The organism is Phycisphaerae bacterium (genome assembly GCA_018003015.1).
Taxonomy (GTDB): domain Bacteria; phylum Planctomycetota; class Phycisphaerae; order UBA1845; family PWPN01; genus JAGNEZ01.
Genome location: JAGNEZ010000039.1, coordinates 1 through 16657, shown reverse-complemented (window position 1 = coordinate 16657; position 16657 = coordinate 1). Strand labels below are relative to the sequence as shown.

At 63.1% G+C, this 16657-nt stretch carries 14 protein-coding genes; 6 read left to right on the top strand and 8 right to left on the bottom strand.

All coding sequences use genetic code 11. The annotated features are described in order from the left end of the window. Nucleotides 1-95: 95 nt before the first annotated feature. Entirely contained in the window at nucleotides 96-1025 is a 930-nt protein-coding gene (locus KA354_16330; GenBank protein ID MBP7936210.1) for a dihydroorotate dehydrogenase, read from the top strand. 62 nt (nucleotides 1026-1087) lie between these two features. Here KA354_16330 and KA354_16325 read toward each other — a convergent pair whose 3' ends face one another. The 7 genes from KA354_16325 to KA354_16295 all read right to left on the bottom strand — a co-directional run bounded on the left by KA354_16325 (nucleotide 1088) and on the right by KA354_16295 (nucleotide 7889). Further along, nucleotides 1088-1762: an HAD family hydrolase gene (locus KA354_16325; protein MBP7936209.1), complete on the bottom strand. Its 675-nt coding sequence runs from the start codon at nucleotides 1760-1762 to the stop codon at nucleotides 1088-1090. A 114-nt stretch (nucleotides 1763-1876) separates the two neighbouring features. Continuing rightward, on the bottom strand, nucleotides 1877-2956 hold the full coding sequence (locus KA354_16320) for a hypothetical protein (GenBank protein ID MBP7936208.1): 1080 nt from the start codon (nucleotides 2954-2956) through the stop codon (nucleotides 1877-1879). A gap of 38 nt (nucleotides 2957-2994) precedes the next feature. Next, nucleotides 2995-3165 carry a hypothetical protein gene (locus KA354_16315; protein ID MBP7936207.1) on the bottom strand — a complete coding sequence of 57 codons (171 nt, stop codon included), beginning with the start codon at nucleotides 3163-3165 and terminating at the stop codon, nucleotides 2995-2997. Nucleotides 3166-3468: 303 nt separating this feature from the next. Continuing rightward, a complete protein-coding gene (gene dnaA, locus KA354_16310; GenBank protein ID MBP7936206.1) occupies nucleotides 3469-5034 on the bottom strand; it encodes a chromosomal replication initiator protein DnaA in 1566 nt (521 codons plus the stop codon). A gap of 412 nt (nucleotides 5035-5446) precedes the next feature. Next, nucleotides 5447-6358: a GNAT family N-acetyltransferase gene (locus KA354_16305; protein ID MBP7936205.1), complete on the bottom strand. Its 912-nt coding sequence runs from the start codon at nucleotides 6356-6358 to the stop codon at nucleotides 5447-5449. Nucleotides 6359-7207: 849 nt separating this feature from the next. Then, nucleotides 7208-7573 carry a hypothetical protein gene (locus KA354_16300; GenBank protein ID MBP7936204.1) on the bottom strand — a complete coding sequence of 122 codons (366 nt, stop codon included), beginning with the start codon at nucleotides 7571-7573 and terminating at the stop codon, nucleotides 7208-7210. Between the two features lie 34 nt (nucleotides 7574-7607). Next, nucleotides 7608-7889 carry a hypothetical protein gene (locus KA354_16295; protein MBP7936203.1) on the bottom strand — a complete coding sequence of 94 codons (282 nt, stop codon included), beginning with the start codon at nucleotides 7887-7889 and terminating at the stop codon, nucleotides 7608-7610. A 232-nt stretch (nucleotides 7890-8121) separates the two neighbouring features. On the opposite strand from KA354_16295, the gene KA354_16290 reads away from it, so the two are divergent. Both KA354_16290 and KA354_16285 read left to right on the top strand, forming a co-directional pair. Then, nucleotides 8122-8877 carry a PIG-L family deacetylase gene (locus tag KA354_16290; GenBank protein ID MBP7936202.1) on the top strand — a complete coding sequence of 252 codons (756 nt, stop codon included), beginning with the start codon at nucleotides 8122-8124 and terminating at the stop codon, nucleotides 8875-8877. Between the two features lie 136 nt (nucleotides 8878-9013). Continuing rightward, a complete protein-coding gene (locus KA354_16285) occupies nucleotides 9014-11464 on the top strand; it encodes a HEAT repeat domain-containing protein (GenBank protein MBP7936201.1) in 2451 nt (816 codons plus the stop codon). Nucleotides 11465-11635: 171 nt separating this feature from the next. Here KA354_16285 and KA354_16280 read toward each other — a convergent pair whose 3' ends face one another. Further along, nucleotides 11636-12568 (bottom strand): HDOD domain-containing protein, encoded by a 933-nt coding sequence (locus KA354_16280; GenBank protein ID MBP7936200.1) that lies wholly within the window; start codon nucleotides 12566-12568, stop codon nucleotides 11636-11638. Nucleotides 12569-12904: 336 nt separating this feature from the next. Between KA354_16280 and KA354_16275 the strand changes: the two genes are divergently transcribed. From KA354_16275 to KA354_16265, 3 genes are all read left to right on the top strand, one after another. Then, nucleotides 12905-13180 carry a hypothetical protein gene (locus KA354_16275; GenBank protein MBP7936199.1) on the top strand — a complete coding sequence of 92 codons (276 nt, stop codon included), beginning with the start codon at nucleotides 12905-12907 and terminating at the stop codon, nucleotides 13178-13180. Nucleotides 13181-13362: 182 nt separating this feature from the next. After that, nucleotides 13363-15003 carry a GDP-mannose dehydrogenase gene (locus KA354_16270; protein ID MBP7936198.1) on the top strand — a complete coding sequence of 547 codons (1641 nt, stop codon included), beginning with the start codon at nucleotides 13363-13365 and terminating at the stop codon, nucleotides 15001-15003. A gap of 164 nt (nucleotides 15004-15167) precedes the next feature. After that, a complete protein-coding gene (locus KA354_16265) occupies nucleotides 15168-15800 on the top strand; it encodes a corrinoid protein (protein MBP7936197.1) in 633 nt (210 codons plus the stop codon). The last annotated feature ends 857 nt before the right edge of the window (nucleotides 15801-16657 follow it).

Here is a 16657-nt window from a genome sequence, read left to right as displayed (position 1 = left end):
TACCCGGACAGACGCCGTTCGTCAGCGCCCCCGGACTTGTCTTGACAGCCAACCGCCCTTTCCCGATCCTTGGGGCCATGTCTTCGGAGAAACCGATGACGGCCGTTGATCTCACCACTCATCTCGGCTCACTGACCCTGCGTAACCCGGTCGTCACCCTGTCCGGCACTTGCGGCTACGGCGACGAGTACGCGCCATTCATGGACCTGAGCCGACTCGGGGCATTCACCACCAAGAGTGTGACGCTGGCCCCCCGGCGAGGGACCCCCCCCCCGCGCGTCGTCGAGACCGCTTCCGGCATGCTGAACGCGATCGGCCTGGCCAACGTCGGCCTGGACCGCTTCCTGGCCGACAAACTCCCCGTCCTGGTCCGGCTGGGCGTCCCCGTCCTGGTCAATGTGGCCGGCCACACCGTCGATGAGTATGTCGCCGTCGCCCAGGCGTTGGACGCTCGTCCGGAGATCGCCGGTCTGGAACTGAACGTCAGTTGCCCCAACGTGGCCGACGGCCTGACCTTCGGCACCTGCCCGGAGGCCCTGCGCGATCTGGTGCTGGCCGTCCGAAGCTCGGTCAAGCGGTCGTTACTCATCGTCAAGCTCTCTCCCAACGTGACCGACATCACCCGTACCGCCGCCGCCGCGATTGACGCCGGGGCCGATTGTCTATCGATGATCAACACTTACGTCGGCATGGCCATCCATATCGAGACACGCCGGCCGATTCTTGCCAACGTGACCGGAGGCCTGAGCGGACCGGCCATCAAGCCGCTTGCGTTGAACCTCGTCCACCGCGTCTACCGCCAGGTCGCTGGTCCGGCCGGCATCCCCATCATTGGCATGGGCGGCATCGCCAGTTGGCGGGATGCGGTGGAGTTTCTTCTGGCCGGCGCGAGCGCGGTGGGAATCGGCACCGCCCTGTTCATCGACCCGACCACACCGCTGAAGGTCCTGGACGGTCTCGAGGCCTATCTCCGACAACACTGCCTGACGTCAGTGACCGACCTGGTCGGCGGACTCCGGCTCTGAGGCGGGCCGCTCGATTCGCCTCGCACGGCGGAGAGCGCCGCAAACCGAGAACCGAGTCCTGCTCACATCAGCAGCAGCGGCCGCAGATCGTACCAGGCGAAATCCGGTTTCTCCGTGCCGATGTCTTTGATCCGATCGCCCCGGTTGACCCAGGCCGCCTGAATGCCGGCCCGGTGGGCTCCGGCTACATCGCTGTGCAGCGAATCACCGACGTGCAAGACGCGATCGGCGGACCAGCCGGTCAATCCGAGTGCATGCTGGAAGATGCGCGGCTCGGGCTTGTAGCTGCGGGCCGATTCCGACGTCACAACATGAGCCACCGGCAACTGATGGTGGTTCAGGGCGGCCCGCAACTCATGATCGTCAATGTTGCTCACGATGCACACCGGTAGACGCAACGAGCAGAGGACTTCCTGCGTCTCCGCGAACAGCGAGGGACGCGTCAGGTAGGCGTTGAACTGGTCGATGTAGCGAGCGACGTCGATCCGCCCGACCAAAGGCTCGAGCGTGTCGATCAGCGTGTCGCGCTCGATCGTGACCAGCAATCGGAACGGGCCCCTGTCGATGCGCTCAATGGCTCGGAAGTAGTGGTCACCCCATGTGCTCGCGAGTTCCGGGGCACGAATCGCCAGGCCGTGATCGTCAATCACCGATTGGCAGACCGACTCGACGGCCTGGCGGTCGCCGGACGCCAGCGTCCCGTAGAAATCCAGAAAGATACCTTGAAGTCCAGTCATCGTCTCTCCGGCCGTCAAGGGGGGTATTATACCCGAGCGCACACAAAGAGGCGCCGTTCCTGCCAGAACGAGCGCCTCTTGGGCCAGCACTCTCCTGCGATCGCCGAAACCGTATCAGCCGCCCCAGCCCCAGTTCACCGACATGCCGCCGTAGAACTCGTCCTGAATATCGCCGTGAACGCTGTCGGACCGCTCCGCGGTCCCCAGGGCGTCGGCGAAGTACAGCAGACCGGAAACGCTCAGGGTCCCTGCCCATTTGGGGAGATTGAGCACCGCAGTGAGGTCGTAGGTCACGTCCAATGCGAACTGCTGACAGGCCAGCCGCAACGTGTTGGCGTTGTCCTTCCACAAGTACCGCTTGACCACGCCGCCATCCACCCCCAGCGTGTAGCCCGGTGTGATGGTCAGGTTGTCGATGCCCGGAATGGCGAACTCGTGGCTGATGCCGAACTCCAACCAGACACCACCACAGCCGACCCCTACGTCCTGGGCTAAGAAGAATGAGGGCGTCAGCACGGGCTCCTCGTTCTGGGACAGCAGCCATTTCCACATCCAGGCGTCATTGTGGACCAGCTTCAGCCACCATTCCATGTAGAGATCGTCATTGTCGTTTCCGACGCGGTCGTCCGACCTCAACAGTCTGGCCAGGTTCGGATAGGCGTAAAACGAATACCCGAGGGTCACCTCCGTCTTGACGGGCTCGAGGTCGTAACCCCACCGGACGGTGTAGTCGGCTTCCTGCAGGTTTTGGCCACCGCCGAAGGGGTTGAGGGCTTTCTGGGCCTCGAACCATTCGAAGAAGGTGTCGAAACCGATTTTGCCGAAGCTGCCGGTATCCCAGGTGATCTCGACGGACACCTGGTGGTTGAGCCGTTCGCGTCCTTCGCGGGCCGGCTCGGACAGATTGAATCCGCGCCACACGTAATCGCTGAGCAGGTAGTAGGTGATGCCGATCTCGATCGGGATCGCCTCCTCGGCAGCCTCGGTCTTCTGGACCTCGGTTCGCGTGGCGATCGGTTCGTCCGGCTGGGCGGCTCTCGTGTCCTTGGCGAACTCATCGGAAACGAGCTGGGCGGGGTTGAGCTCGATGGCCTTGGTCTGGCCGGCCGCGGCCAACGACGAGGCAACCGGAAACGCCGCCAGGGCCACCAGCCAGGCCACGCCGGCCTTCGGTGCGTGATGTTCGCGCAGCATGTGTCCTCCTTTCAGGAGGTTATCCTCCTGTCGGGAGGTTACAGCCCAGCCTGGGCCAAACCGAACGCCACCAACGCGGCCACAACCTGGTTGACGACGTTGTTGCCCAGCTCCGCCCAGGCGTGCGCCGGCAGGCAGCCGCCGGAGGCGAACACGCAACCCATGGCCGCCATCATCGCCAGTCTCTGGATACGGGAAAACAGCTTCATCGTGAACTCCTTTTCAATGACTCGTCACCACGGCACGCGCCGCGGCAGACAGTAACGTGCGGCGAAGACCCTGGCCGCCTGGATCTGCGGCCGCACCCGGAGCAGAAACGTACCTCACCTGTGGTCGTCCTTCAAGCCCTGGGTGTCAAGGGCCTCCCCTTCTTGGTATGATCGGCTGGGCGGGGCTCGGGGGGGTCTTTTCGTTCCAAGGGCCAGGCCTGTTGACTCGACGGTGTGGAGCAGGCTCGACGCTGTAGGCGCCATCCGCGGTCAGAATGGGGTGATCCGTGCCAGCACCCTCGCTCATCCCACCGCAACGCGGGCGTCACCCAAGCCGCTCGGCGAGGGCTCATGGCGACATGTCGAAATCAAGGAGGATCCATAAGCCGACGTGGTCAGGGGGGACGCGCCCGCCGCCGGGCTTTCATTTGGCTCGCGATTGGCCCGGGAAGCCAGGCCGAGCTGCTCTTCGAGCCGGGTGACGATCTCCCGTAACCGCTCTTCTTTCGCACCGGCCGACGTCTGTCGGGTGACGGTCTTGTCTTCCTCGAGGTCTTTGGCGATTCGCCTGTTCGCCAGGATGACCGTCGAGTGGTTCTTGTTGCCCATGAAACGTCCGATCTCCGGGAAGCTGAGGTCAGTGTGTTTGCGAGCCAGATGCATCGCCACCCCGCGGGCAAGGGCAATAGTCCGAGTCTTGCGCGACGTGTGCAAATCTGCCAGGGTGAGGCCGAAATACGTCGCGACGGTCTGGTCGATCTCGTCGAGGCTGAGAGATCGTTGGGTACGTTCCATGTGGTCGGCCAGGGCCCGGCGGGCCAGCGCCAGCGTGATGGGCTGGTGTGACACGGAGTGGAACATCACCAGCTTCAGCAACGCCCCTTCGAGTTCACGCACGTTGGCCTTCATGTGGTTGGCGATGTAGGCAATCACGTCCTCCGGCACTTGATGCGCGGCCACGATCGCCACTCGCCGGCGGAGGATCTCGCAGCGCATCTGGAAATCGGGGACTTCCAGCCGAACGACCATTCCGGCCAGAAACCGATTGACCAGTTGCTCGCTGAAGTGGCCAATCAATTTCGGGTGCGTGTCCGACGCCAGGACCACCGTCTTGCGTTGCCCGTCGATGGCATCGAAGGTGTGGAGAAACTCCTCCTGGGTGGCCTTCTTGTTGGCCAGAAAGTGGATGTCATCGATGATGAGCACGTCCAGGTGGCGATATCGCTGTCGGAACAGGTCGACCTTGTTGGAGCGCACGGCGAGCACGAAGTTGTTGGTGAACTCGTCGCCGGTGAGATACTCCCACCGGACCTCAGGGTGCTTGTCGGTCAACTCATTGGCCAGGGCCTGCAACAGGTGTGTCTTGCCCAGGCCGCATCCGCCGTGGGCGAAAATCGGGCTGTAGTCGGCAGTCCGATCGACGATCCGGCGTACGACCGAAACGGCCAGTTCGTTCGCCGGGCCGACAACCAGGTCGCTGAGCCTGCCACGCAGCGATCTTGAACGCGACGGGGCCTGCAAGCCTTGCAGGCGATGCTCCCTGGCCGCTCGCTCGGGGTTCTTAGCGATGAACTCCGCCTGGGAGTTTAGCTGCCGCTTCTTGAGATCCTGCTGCAGCTTGGGATCGACGACAAAGGACACCTCAAAGTCCTGGCCTCCCGCCTCGCGGGCAGCGATCCCGATATCCTCAGCATAGTGCCGTTCGATCCAGTTGCAGATAAACGTGTTTGGCGTGCTGACCTTCAGATGGCCGCCCGCCGCCGTCAGTTGCGTGCCGTTCTTGAACCAGATTCTGTACTTCTGCGGCCCGATTCGTCCGGCAATCCTTGACTGAATCGACGACACCAAATCCGTACGCGGAACGAACACCGCTTGCTCCTTCCTGCGCCCTGAGGCGTAAAGGTGTTCACACAGCAGACAGATGGCGTTGCGATGACCCGTCCACTCGCTGCAGTTCGTTGGGGCCTAACCTATCACCCGCCCCCATGGAATCAACACAAAAACTTGAGGAATTCTTCGTGTCGACGATGTGGAAAACCCAGCGTTTTGAAACCACAGTAGTTGCGCCGTCCCAAAAATAGTTTTCCACCCGCTTTTCATGAAACTGTGGATAACTCGTGAGTTGTCGCGCAACCTTATTGTTCTCCGGGTTGTCTAAGTCGTCTTACCTGTATCTGGAGGCTGTGGGCTCTTTCCGGCCCGGCGGGGTTGTCTGTCGACCAGGCCCGATCGGCGCGAATCCTATCTCTCGTCCCTCACGAACCTTGTGTGAGGAGCCGCTTCACAAGACCTGGATCCAGACTTCGCGGCGCGATGTTTCATGGAAGCCGAAGGCGGCGTACAGCTTCCTCGCCGGCGCATTAACCGCGTCCACAGTGAGAGTTAACGTCATTACCCCGCGCTCGCGGCCCAGCTCCACCGCCTTCGTCAGCAGGCCGGTACCGACCCCGCGACTCCGATAGACCGGCAGGACACCCATGTACACCACTTCGAACACAGCGCGTTCGGCAAGATAGGCAAGCAGGAGGATCCCGGCAGGTTCGCCGTCAAGCACGCCAATCCGCCAGTCGTTGGGGTCAAACTCCCCGGCCGCAAAGTGGCTGTCCAGGATCTCATCGATCGGCCGAACACCGGTCAGCTTCGCACAGTCCTGGCTTTCCACGTACGTTCCCTGGAGTATCTGCCCGAATCTCTGGCGTTTCCCGGGTTCGTAGGTCTCCCATTCGAGGATTGGCGGATGCTTGTCTGTAAGGACGGGTTTGGCCAAGTCGCTCTCCAGGTAGATCAACTCCGCCAGAAACGTGTAGCCCGCTTGTTCGAAGACGCTCCGTTCCATCGCCGCTGCGGGTGCCACCAGGCCCTGCACGACCCGTACGCCCCGGTCGCGAGCCATCGGCGTGGTCTGGCGGAGCAACCGCGCTATCGTTTCCGGCGGCTTCAGGAACCGCGCTCGGCTGGGGAGGAACACCGTCGACATGCGCCCCGGAGCATCGATGAACAGGCAACTGGTCACTAATCGGCCGCCTTCTCGAGCGACCATGCATTGATTCAGCGACAGCCCCCGTCGTCGCGTATAGCGGACCAGCGTTTGAACATGATCGCGCACCTCACCAGCCGATAGCCCTTCGCGCTCCAGAAGCATGCCCAAGGCCTCGTGGAGTTCGGCCGTGGTTGTTGGACGCGAGATTGCCATGGGGACGCTTAAAGTGGCGGGGCTATCGCCCCGAACGCCTCCTCACAGGAAGTGGCGAACGTTCGACACCTGCGGAGCCGCCGACCGCTCCCCTCGGCACCGAGTCGGTGTAACCTACGACATTGAGGTCACTTCTGGGGATGATGATCACGGTCCAGGGGCTGGCAGGGTTCACACCGGCCTTCAGCTCGGGTCCTGGGTGGATCCGACGTTCCTGGGTCCTAATCGTCGATCCTTCGCGCCAGACACGCTCGATGCGAAGGCCTAGCTCGTTGGTTACAGTAGGACCAAGACCGGCGACCAGGACCATCTGCGTCTCGAAGTCAACCGGTACTTCGGTCAGCGGCAATTGCGCAAGAACCGCCGGATCCCTGGCCACAACCCGGATCCGTTGGGTGAGATGCGAGTAAACACCACTTGCTTGCCACAGAATCGGAATGTCTTCCGCCTGAGGAGGATCGGTCGGGCGCCCATCGAACTGACAGGCGGCCGGCAGGAGCAGAACGCCCGCGACGAAGACGAGGTTTCGGAAGCGTGGACTCGTCGACCTGTTCGCCATACTGGGGGGGATGATACCCCAAGCCCGAGTCAAAGTCACCCACGGTGAACGTTCCTGACGAGTCCCGCGTCATCATCCTGTGGCCCGGTCCGGCAGAGGCACGGTCCGGCCGCAACGCGCCGGTCGGTGGCGGGGAATGGGGTGGGTGATCGCATCCCGTGTCTCACCGACCAGGACGTGTAGTTGGGGCGTGGACGGGAGACACTGTCTCCCGTTTGTCACATGCGGTATGGGATCCAAGCCGCTCGCCCGGTTGCGAGGCTACGACACTGGCCCGCGACTGTTTGAGCCTAGCTGCCCGAGTTCGTGCCGAGGAACACCGAGATCAAGTCCTGGGGGATGACTAGTGTTCCCGCAGTCATCTTGGTTTGGAGATCGGTCAGCGTCACAATCCCGTTGTCATCGAGGAACGTGACGATCGCTTGGGCCTGAGCCTCTGTTAACGGGGGCAAGGGGGGTAATCCAGGAATACTACTTCCGGCCTCGGCCAGGAACAGCCATTCCTCGACGGTAAGATCGCCGATCAGACCTTGGGCTAGTTTGAGCGGTGCGGTGATGGAGACCGGGAGCTCCGTTGAGGTCGTGGGGCAGCCCAACATGGTTGCCAGTAGGACTGAGGCAACAAGGCACAACCCGATTTCGCGTTTGGCTTGCATCCGAGTCTCCTTTGTCTGCGGTCGGCGTCGATTCTCACTTGAGCAGAAGATCGATGAGCAACTCGTCGGTGATTCCCAGGTCGCGGAGCGCCTGTCGTTTCTCGGCGGTCGTCGTCGTGGTATCACTCGTGATCAGGGTGATCTGATCCATTCGGATGGCGTTGCCATTGCTGTCGATGAGGATATTCGCGGTTGGCTCGGGGCAGCCAGCCGTAGCCACCGCCAGCAGGGCAGTCAGCAGCGCCGCGCAGGCGCGACCGAGGCTGTGCTTGCAAGGGTACGCCGAACCGACCGCGACCGAGGTATCCTGCAACATCACCGGTTCTCCTTGACAAAGGGAGCATTCCCAAGCCGCCAGCCCACTCCATTCCTATTTGATCGGCCAAGTGTCAGGACAAAATGAAGCCCGGCGGCTGACGGTTTATCGGTCCTGCCGATCGGGGCCATCTTGCTGGCCGGGACTTGTGCCCCTATAGTGACGGACGCGGAAGTGCTGCTGCAAAAGTCTGTCAGAGGGCGACTTGCGTACGCCAAGCGGGAAATCGAGCATGCGTTCAGAACGCCTGGATATCGTGTTTGCCGCCCCGCATCCCGACGATTTGGAGATCGGCTGCGGGGGCACCATTGCGTTGCTGGTCAAGCAGGGCTACCGCGTGGGAATGGTTCACCTGACCAATGGCGAGCCCACGCCGCGGGGCTCGGTCGAGCAGCGGATGGTCGAGGCCAGGAACGCCGCGGACGTCCTCGGGGCCCAGGTGCTTGAAGTCCTCCCGCTGACCAACCGGGAATTGATGGATGTTCCGACGGCTCGCTATGCCCTGGCAACGGTTCTGCGGCAGTATCGGCCACGGGCGCTGGTGGGCATCGCTGGCCGGACCGTCGCCGCCTCACCGGATCATTACCAAGCTCAGCTGATTGCCGAGGCGGCTCGTTTCTACGCCCAACTGACCAAATGGAACGACCGGTTTGAGGGTACCGAACCTTTCCGGATCGACCATCTGGTCTACCGCCCAATTCCCTCGTCGGCCGAGGCTCATCTCTTCCCCGCCCAGTTTGTGGTGGACATTTCCTCGACCGTGGAGCAGAAACTGGAGTCGATCCGGTGCTACCAGTCCCAATTCGACGGGGAGCGGTGGGCGCGGCTCAGGCACTACGTCCTGAGTACGGCCGGGGCGGAGGGGCTCCGGTGCGGCTTCGCCTATGGGGAGCTCTACGCCCTACCGCGTCCCCTGGGTGTCAAGGACATGATGTCGATCATGAGTCCTTGGGAGATCCCGGCGGCCGTCGACCCTCCTCAGACCTGACCTCCGGCGTCCCCCCTTGCCGGCCCACGGCGGTTGACCCAAGGGGGGCTTCTCTTATAATCCCATTCAGCCTGGAGGTTGTTTCGCGGACCGGGTCTGCCCGCAGGCCCGGTATGCTCTCTGATCGGAGGTTGTGATGGGACGGTGCTGCTTTGAGGCCGGTTGCAGGGCGCTTCTCTGTCTGGCATGGGTGGGCCTCGTGCTGGTGGTGAGTGCGGATCGGCCGGCGTTTGCCCAGGACTCACCTGCCAAGCCCGAGGCGGAAGAGACAACGGCCCAGCCCGCCGAAAAGCCCGAGCCCGCCGAGCCCGCCGACACGACCAACGCTACGGCTCCCGCGGAGCAGCCCGAAGCGGCCGCCTCGGCCGAGAAGGCAACGTCCCCTGCCGGCGAACAAACCTATGAGCAGCACCTGTCGCAGTACCTGCACTTCGCCCTCATCGGGCAGTTCGACATCGCCGCGAGTTATGGTGAGGCCTTCCTCAAGAGTCCGGAGATTGAACCGCTGACTCCCGAGGCGGCCCGGACGATTATCGCCTTTACCGATCAGAACAGGAATGCGATCGACACCCTCCTGATGATCATCAGGAACACCTCGATCGCGGAGAGCGGACGCAAGGTGCTCGATGTCATTCGGCAAGCCCACCGTTCTCTGCGGCGAGATCCGGCCCGGATCAACGAGAACCTCAAGCTTCTGGCCGGCACCCCCAATCAGCAGGAGACCGCCATCGAGCGGCTGCTGGACTCCGGCGAGTACGCCGTGCCCTGGCTGCTGACCGCACTCGTTGACCCCGCTCAGAAAGACCTCCGCCCCTACATCGAGCGTGCCTTGCCCAGGCTGGGCAAGAGGACGCTTAATCCGCTGCTGGCTTCTCTGGACATCGACCATCCGGTCATGCAGCGCGTCGTCGTCGAGACGCTGGGGAAAGTCGGATACCCGCAGAGCCTTCCCTATCTCAAACGGATCGCCACCGATGCGAAGGCCAACGATGCCGTTCGCAAGGCGGCGGTGGAGGCGATCGATCGTCTGACCATCGACGACAAGGACCAGCTCAAGGGAAGCGTGGCAGATCTGTTTCAGGCTCTCGCCGAGCAGTACTACGCCGAGCTGGATTCGCTTCTGCCAGACCTGGAAGCACCCAAGCCGGGGACGGCGCCCTCGGGTGTCGAGTTGGCTCGTGAGCCGGTGAACGTCTGGGTGGTTGACGGCGACATGGTCACGCCGATCGAGGTTCAGGCCAACCTGTTCCCGCTGATCATGTCCATGCGGTGCTGTGAGGCATCGCTGAAACAGCGGAAGGATTGTCCCGAGGTGGTGGCCTTGTGGCTGGCCGCCAACTTCCGGCGTGAGGCCCGCATGGGTTTCGACGTGCAGACCGAGGAAGCCGTCGCGAGCGTGGACCAGACGCGGCCGAAAGACTATCCGCGCAGCGTCTACTTCGCGCGCATGGCCGGTCCCAAGTATTGCCGCTTGGTGCTGCAGCGGGCCGTCAAGGACCGCGATCGCGATGTCGCGCTCGGTGCGATTGCGGCCCTGAACGTGACGGCCGGGCCGAACGTGATGGTGGATAGCGCGCCGGAAACCGGCGTGACCCTGGCCGCGGGCCTGAACTTCCCCGACCTGCTGGTACGCATCCGGGCGGCCTCGGCTCTGGCCCGCGTCCGGCCCCAGAAGCCGTTCCCCGGCGTCGACCAGGTGGTCGCTATCCTTGCCTCCGCACTGCACCTGACCGGTCACAAGTACTACTTGGTGGTCGATCCGGATGCCGCATCGCTGAAGGCCGTGGCCGACGGGCTGGCCGGCGATGACGTGACCGTGTTGAAGGGCGACAGGCTGGGGCCGTTGCTCGCCAAGGCCCACCAGGAGCTGACCTACCTGGACGGCGTCTTCCTGGCCAGCGATGTGAAGTCTCCGGCCGTGACCGACGCCATCCGGCTTCTGGCCGCGGATGACCGCTTTGCTTTGGTCCCCATCGTCATGTACGCCAAGGAGAGCGACATCCTGGTGCTCGATCAGGTCGCGGCCGTCGATCGTCGTGTCGGGCGGGTGCTCATGGTGGCCGAAAAGGGTGTTCCCGCTCCGGGCTTCGCCAAGCAGTTGATGGCCAAGCGCGACCAGATCGCTCCCCTGTACAGCTTCAAGGAATTGAACGCCGAGGAAAGCACTGCCCTGGCTCTGAGTGCTGCCGCGGCGCTGCGGGATATGACCATCAACCGCAGTTCGGTGTTCGATCCCGGCGCCGCCCGTCAGGACCTGATCGAGACGCTCAAGCACCCATCCGAGCCGCTGCGGATTGCCGCGGCCGGTGTGCTCGGCAAGCTCGACGGCAAGCAGGCCCAGCAGGCCGTTGCCGGCGTGGCCCTGGCCAGCGACCAGACGCCCGCTCTGCGGAGCGCCGCCTTCGCCGCTCTGGCCGACTCGATCCGCCAGTTCGGCTCCTACCTCGATGCCGACATGCTGCAGCGGCTGGTCCAGGTCGCCTTCGGCGAGCCCAATCTCGAGCTTCGCACCGCTGCGAGCCAGGCCCCGGGGGCGTTGAACCTCAAGCCCGACCAAGTGGCCGAACTGCTTGTCGGCGGTAAATAGGGCTCGCTGTCCTGTGCGGACAGCCGGTCAACCGGAACCTCCCGGATATCCCCTGGAAGCCTCTGTCGAGCGCGGGTCCGCCTTTCAAGGGAGTCTTCCCCAGCCCCTCGTCGTTCTCGCCAGGGCGAGCGGGCGAGCCTCGGCACCTTCGGGCCTCGCACGCCGTGTTCGTCAAGCAGTCGCGGCCGTGTTCAGTTCTTCCTGCAGCTTCTGGGCGATGAGTGCGTAGACCTTGGAACTGATGACGTCGATTTTCAGCACCGATGCGAAGTCCGCGATCTGCGGCTCGATTTCCGCCAGCAATTTGCCCAGCACCAGGGGTTCCAGCCCAATCGAGACCATGTTCTGCCTGCAGTGCTCAATCACCTGGTCCGCCTGGTTGGGTGTCTCGCACAGGTACTTGCCGATGCGGTCGGCGGCCCCCACGATGGGGGCGAGCTTGTTCTTGGCGGTTTTCCCGTCAGCCTCGGGCGGCAGCGCGTGGTCACGGACGGCTAGGCAGACGACCTCCGGCAACCGCCAGTGCTCGAGAATCATGGCCGAGACCTGGCCGTGCGAGACTCCGATGGCTTGCAGTTCCGTCTCACTGAGGTCCACGCTGCCATGGGGGCGGTAGCGTTCGGCAATGGGGCGGTACTGGTCCGGCAGGGCCTCGTCGAGCACCACGACGCCGATATCCGCCAGTAAACCGGAGATGAAGGCTTCCTCTCGAAGTTGCGGCTCGAGCGGGTCGGCGAACTGGGCGGACAGGACTGCGCTGGTCAACGAACGACGCCAATAATACGAGGTTTCGATCGTGACGGTGTTTTTGCGCTCGATGCTGTCCACGATGTAGCGACCGAGGACCAGTGAACGCACCCGCTTGAGGCCGAGAAGAGTCAGCGCCTGGGTCAGCGAGGTGATCTTGCGGGTGACGCCAAACAAGGGTGAGTTGGCCAGCCGCAGAAGCTCGCTGGCCGTGCCCGGGTCGGTGGAGAGTACTTCGACCACTTCGTTGTAGTCAAACTCGGGGTCCTGGACGATCTCGAGAAATCGTGCCGCCACCTGAGGCATGGAGGGGATGGCGGCCGACCGTTTGAGCAGATCGAGTATTGAGTGATCCATGTGTGGACTCCTGGTCCGGGCGGGTTTCGTGGAAGAGGCACCAAGCCGGCCCCTCCAACTCCGCGAAGCCATCTCCTGAATCGGTCGGCCGGGTCCGGATCTGTAGCTATGGCCCCGCCTGCAGAGGAATCCTCGATTCGCGTCCGATAGTCATGGGAGGCCCCGGGACGCACCTTCCCTCGGTCTTGACCCGCTTTCTCCAACCGGGTCCGATAGCCGCCCGGGCATGGCAACCGTCGCGATTCCCGGGCGTTTTCGCACATCACGATGCTCCGCTTTGCCGATCCCATGCGTGCAAGCAAGGATGCTTGCGGGATACTGGTACGGAAGACGAACATGGCCCCGGTTCGCGTCAACCTCACCATCGAAGTCGAGCAGCGTGGCAATGGCTTGGCCATCCTCACTCCCGTTCCGATCACGCTGATCCACGAGGGCAAAACGTGGCGGGCGTCGTGCGAGGCTCCGCCGGTTGAGAGCGACGCCTTCGCCACCTTTGACGAGGCCGTCTTGGCCGGGGCTCGGCAGGTGAACAACGAACTCCAGGCGGCGGTGATCGAACGCCCGCTGATCGCCGGCAGGATTACGCCGGACACCGTGCAGTCTTTGTTCTGAACGCCTTCTCCGGACAACGGGCGGTCCAGGCCGCGATCGCCACGGGCAAGCCAGGGGATCGAATCAAGACTCGCCGTCCATGAGGTTGTCCGCGTCTCTCAAGCTTGGCGTCTGGGCATCGGGTTGCATATTCCGTTGCTCCGACATACGCTGTCCCTCCGTCATCGTACCCTTTCAAGGAGATGAAAATGCCCGAGCAGTTCAGCATCAGTCCCGAAGGCGAGAAGTTCGTCCTGCCGAGCCGCGACCAGTATCCGGCCGAGTTCGCCCGACTCAAGAAGATCACCGATGAGCAGCGCGTTCAGGGCCGAGAGATCGTCGTGGTCGTGGGTGTCGGCTTCGTCGGAGCGGTTATGGCCGCGGTGGTGGCCGACAGCCGCGACAAGAAGACGGGCAAGCATAACAAGTTCGTCATCGGCATGCAGCGGCCCAGCACGCGGAGCTACTGGAAGATCGAGTTACTCAATCGGGGCTGCTCGCCGGTCAAGGCGGAAGACCCCGAAGTCGACCCGATGATCGCCCGGTGCGTCAACGACAACAAGACGTTGATCGCCACCTATACGCCTGAGGTGATGAAGCTGGCGGACGTGGTGGTGGTCGACGTCCAGTGCGACTATCTCAAGAAGGACCTGGGCAACCTCCGCACCGGCTCGGCCGACATGGCCGCCCTGGAAAAGAGCCTCGCGACGATCGGGGAGATGATCCCGCCGGAATGCCTGGTCCTGATCGAGACCACGGTAGCGCCGGGAACGACCGAGTACGTCGCCTATCCGATTCTGAAGAAAGCTTTTGAACGCCGCGGACTCACCAGCGAGCCGCTGCTCGCCCACAGCTTCGAACGAGTCATGCCTGGCCGCAACTATGTGAGCAGCATCCGCGACTTCTGGCGGGTCTGCAGCGGCGTCAACGAGGAGAGCCGGAAGCGGGTGGTGAAATTCCTCTCCGAAGTGCTCAACGTCGATAAGTTCCCGCTGACCGTGATGGACCGGCCGCTCGAGAGCGAAACCACCAAGATCGTCGAGAACAGCTTCCGGGCGACCATGCTGGCTTTCCTGCACGAGTGGAGTCTCTTCGCCGAGCGGAACGGCGTGGACCTCATCAAGGTCGTCAATGCGATCAAAGTCCGCCCGACGCACAACAACATCATCTTCCCGGGTCCGGGAATCGGCGGATACTGCCTGCCCAAGGACGGTGGCCTGGGCATGTGGGCGTATCGCCACCTCATGGGTTTCGAGGACGATATCTTCAAGATCACCGAGGCGGCCATCAACACCAACGACACCCGAGCTCTGCACGTGGCTGAACTGGTCCGCGACGCCCTGCGCAATATGGGCAAGTACGTCGCCGCCTCGCGCTGCGTACTCCTGGGTGCGGCCTACCGAGAAGATGTCGGCGATACCCGCTACAGCGGCAGTGAGCTCATCGTCCGCAAGCTGACCGAGATGGGCGCCGAGATGGGAATTCACGATCCCTACGTTTCCCATTGGTGGGAGCTGGAGTCACAGGACGACTACCCCGCGCCGGGCCACAGCTGGGCCCGGTTCTTCCGCAATCAGGAGCACCTCAAAGAGAGCCGGATCGAGCAGGATCTGGCCAAAGTGCTCAAGGAGGCCGATGCGGTCATTTTCGCGGTCCGGCACGATCCCTACCTCAAGTTGTCGGCGGACGAGGTGCTCAGGATGGTCGGTGGTCCGGCCGCTATCGTGGACTGCTTTGGCGTCCTGGACGATGCCAAGATCCGTCGCTACTTCGAACTGGGCTGCGAAGTCAAAGGCCTGGGCCGCGGGCATGTCAAGCGCATTAAGGACAGCGTTCGCAAGTGACCGGTGAATGCGTAACCTGCCTTGAATGATGATGTTATGTTCGCCCGGGCTCCTCGGGAGGTGCGGGCGGTAGCCTCCGCATGCGGCATTGCGGAGCCGACGCCGCGGGGAGTATAATCGCCCCCTCTGGTGGGACCGGTGAGTTGTTGACGAGGACTTAAGGAATGAGCGATCTGAAGAAACTGCACGATGCCCTGTTGGCCGGCGACGCAAAGACCGTGGTGGCCGTCACCAAGGAAGCCCTGGAAGGCGGGATCGCCCCCGGCGACCTGGTGTACAAGCACATGGTCCCCGCTCTGAGCGAAGCCGGCGCTAAGTTCGAGGCCAACGAGCTGTTCGTGCCCGAACTCCTTCTGATCGCTCGAGCGATGAAGAACGCCATGGAGATCATCCGCCCGCTGTTGGCCAAGAGCGGGGCTAAGCCTGTCGGCCGGGTGGCGATCGGCACGGTCAAGGGCGATCTGCACGACATCGGCAAGAACCTGGTCGCATCCATGCTCGAGGGCGGCGGGTTCGAGGTGGTCGATCTGGGCGTCGACGTCAGTGCTGAAAAGTTCATCGCCGCGGTCAAGGAGAAGAGCGTCAACGTCATCGCTCTGTCCGCCCTGCTGACAACGACGATGCCATTTATCAAGACCGTGATTGAGGCCCTCAAGTCCTCCGGACTGCGGGACAAGGTCAAGGTCATCGTCGGCGGCGCTCCTGTCACCCAGGACTACGCCAACGAGGTCGGCGCCGACGGCTACAGCGATAACGCCAACGGAGCCGTGACCATCGCACGGAAGCTCGTTGCCTAGCCGGCGATGGGTGACCGGTTGCGGCGAGTTCGCAGCCGCGGCCGGGTGAGTAGCGGGGGCGGCTTGTCGCCTCCAGCCGTGAGTCACTTCCGCTCGAATGCCTGGGCGGAGGCAAATTCCAGAGCCCCGGGAGCTGATCCCGGGGCTTTTCTTTGGAGATGGCTGTAGCCCGGTCGGTCAGAGCGAGGCATGCGCCTGAAGCTGATCAGCTGCAAGATCTCCTTCCGGGAACTGCCTGTAGCCGTAACCCGCTCGCCGAACACCGCGGATGTCGAGCTTCTTCCAGAAGTGCTTCACGACATCGGCCAGCAAGGCATGCTTCCGCGATTGCAGACGGCAGGCATTGGGTGGGCAGGGGCCGTCCCGCCGCGCGCTCGACTTGACTTTCTGCGGGGGCGGATCCCCTACGCCGTCTGCCGGCTCCTGTTGTCTACACGAAGGATCGTCCGGAGCCCTCTGGCCGAGGGGGGGAGGGGGGCTCGGTGTCGGCGTAGTCCAAACGACGTTGCCGTCCACACTTGCCGTTCGGGCGTCTTGGTCGCCATACCTCCCCATTCGTGGGCTCGTGGCTGGATGCAAAGCCACGGCATGTCCTGACGCTGCATCAAGGTCACGAGTCCGGCCGTGATCGAAGCAGAAGCTCGAAACCCGGCGGACGGCGGTCATCCGCTGTGACTGGAGTGTGTTCGGTGACGCGGATAAGTGGCCGGATTCGACCCAAGACACGTGGACTAGCCTTGATTCCCACGGACCTTCTGCCAACTAACATTTTGGTGTTTTTCAACCGAACGTAAAGGCCAGTCGTTTGTTGGCGAGCCAGGGGATGGGGAGGTTGGTGCTGGCGAATCCGGCGGCGG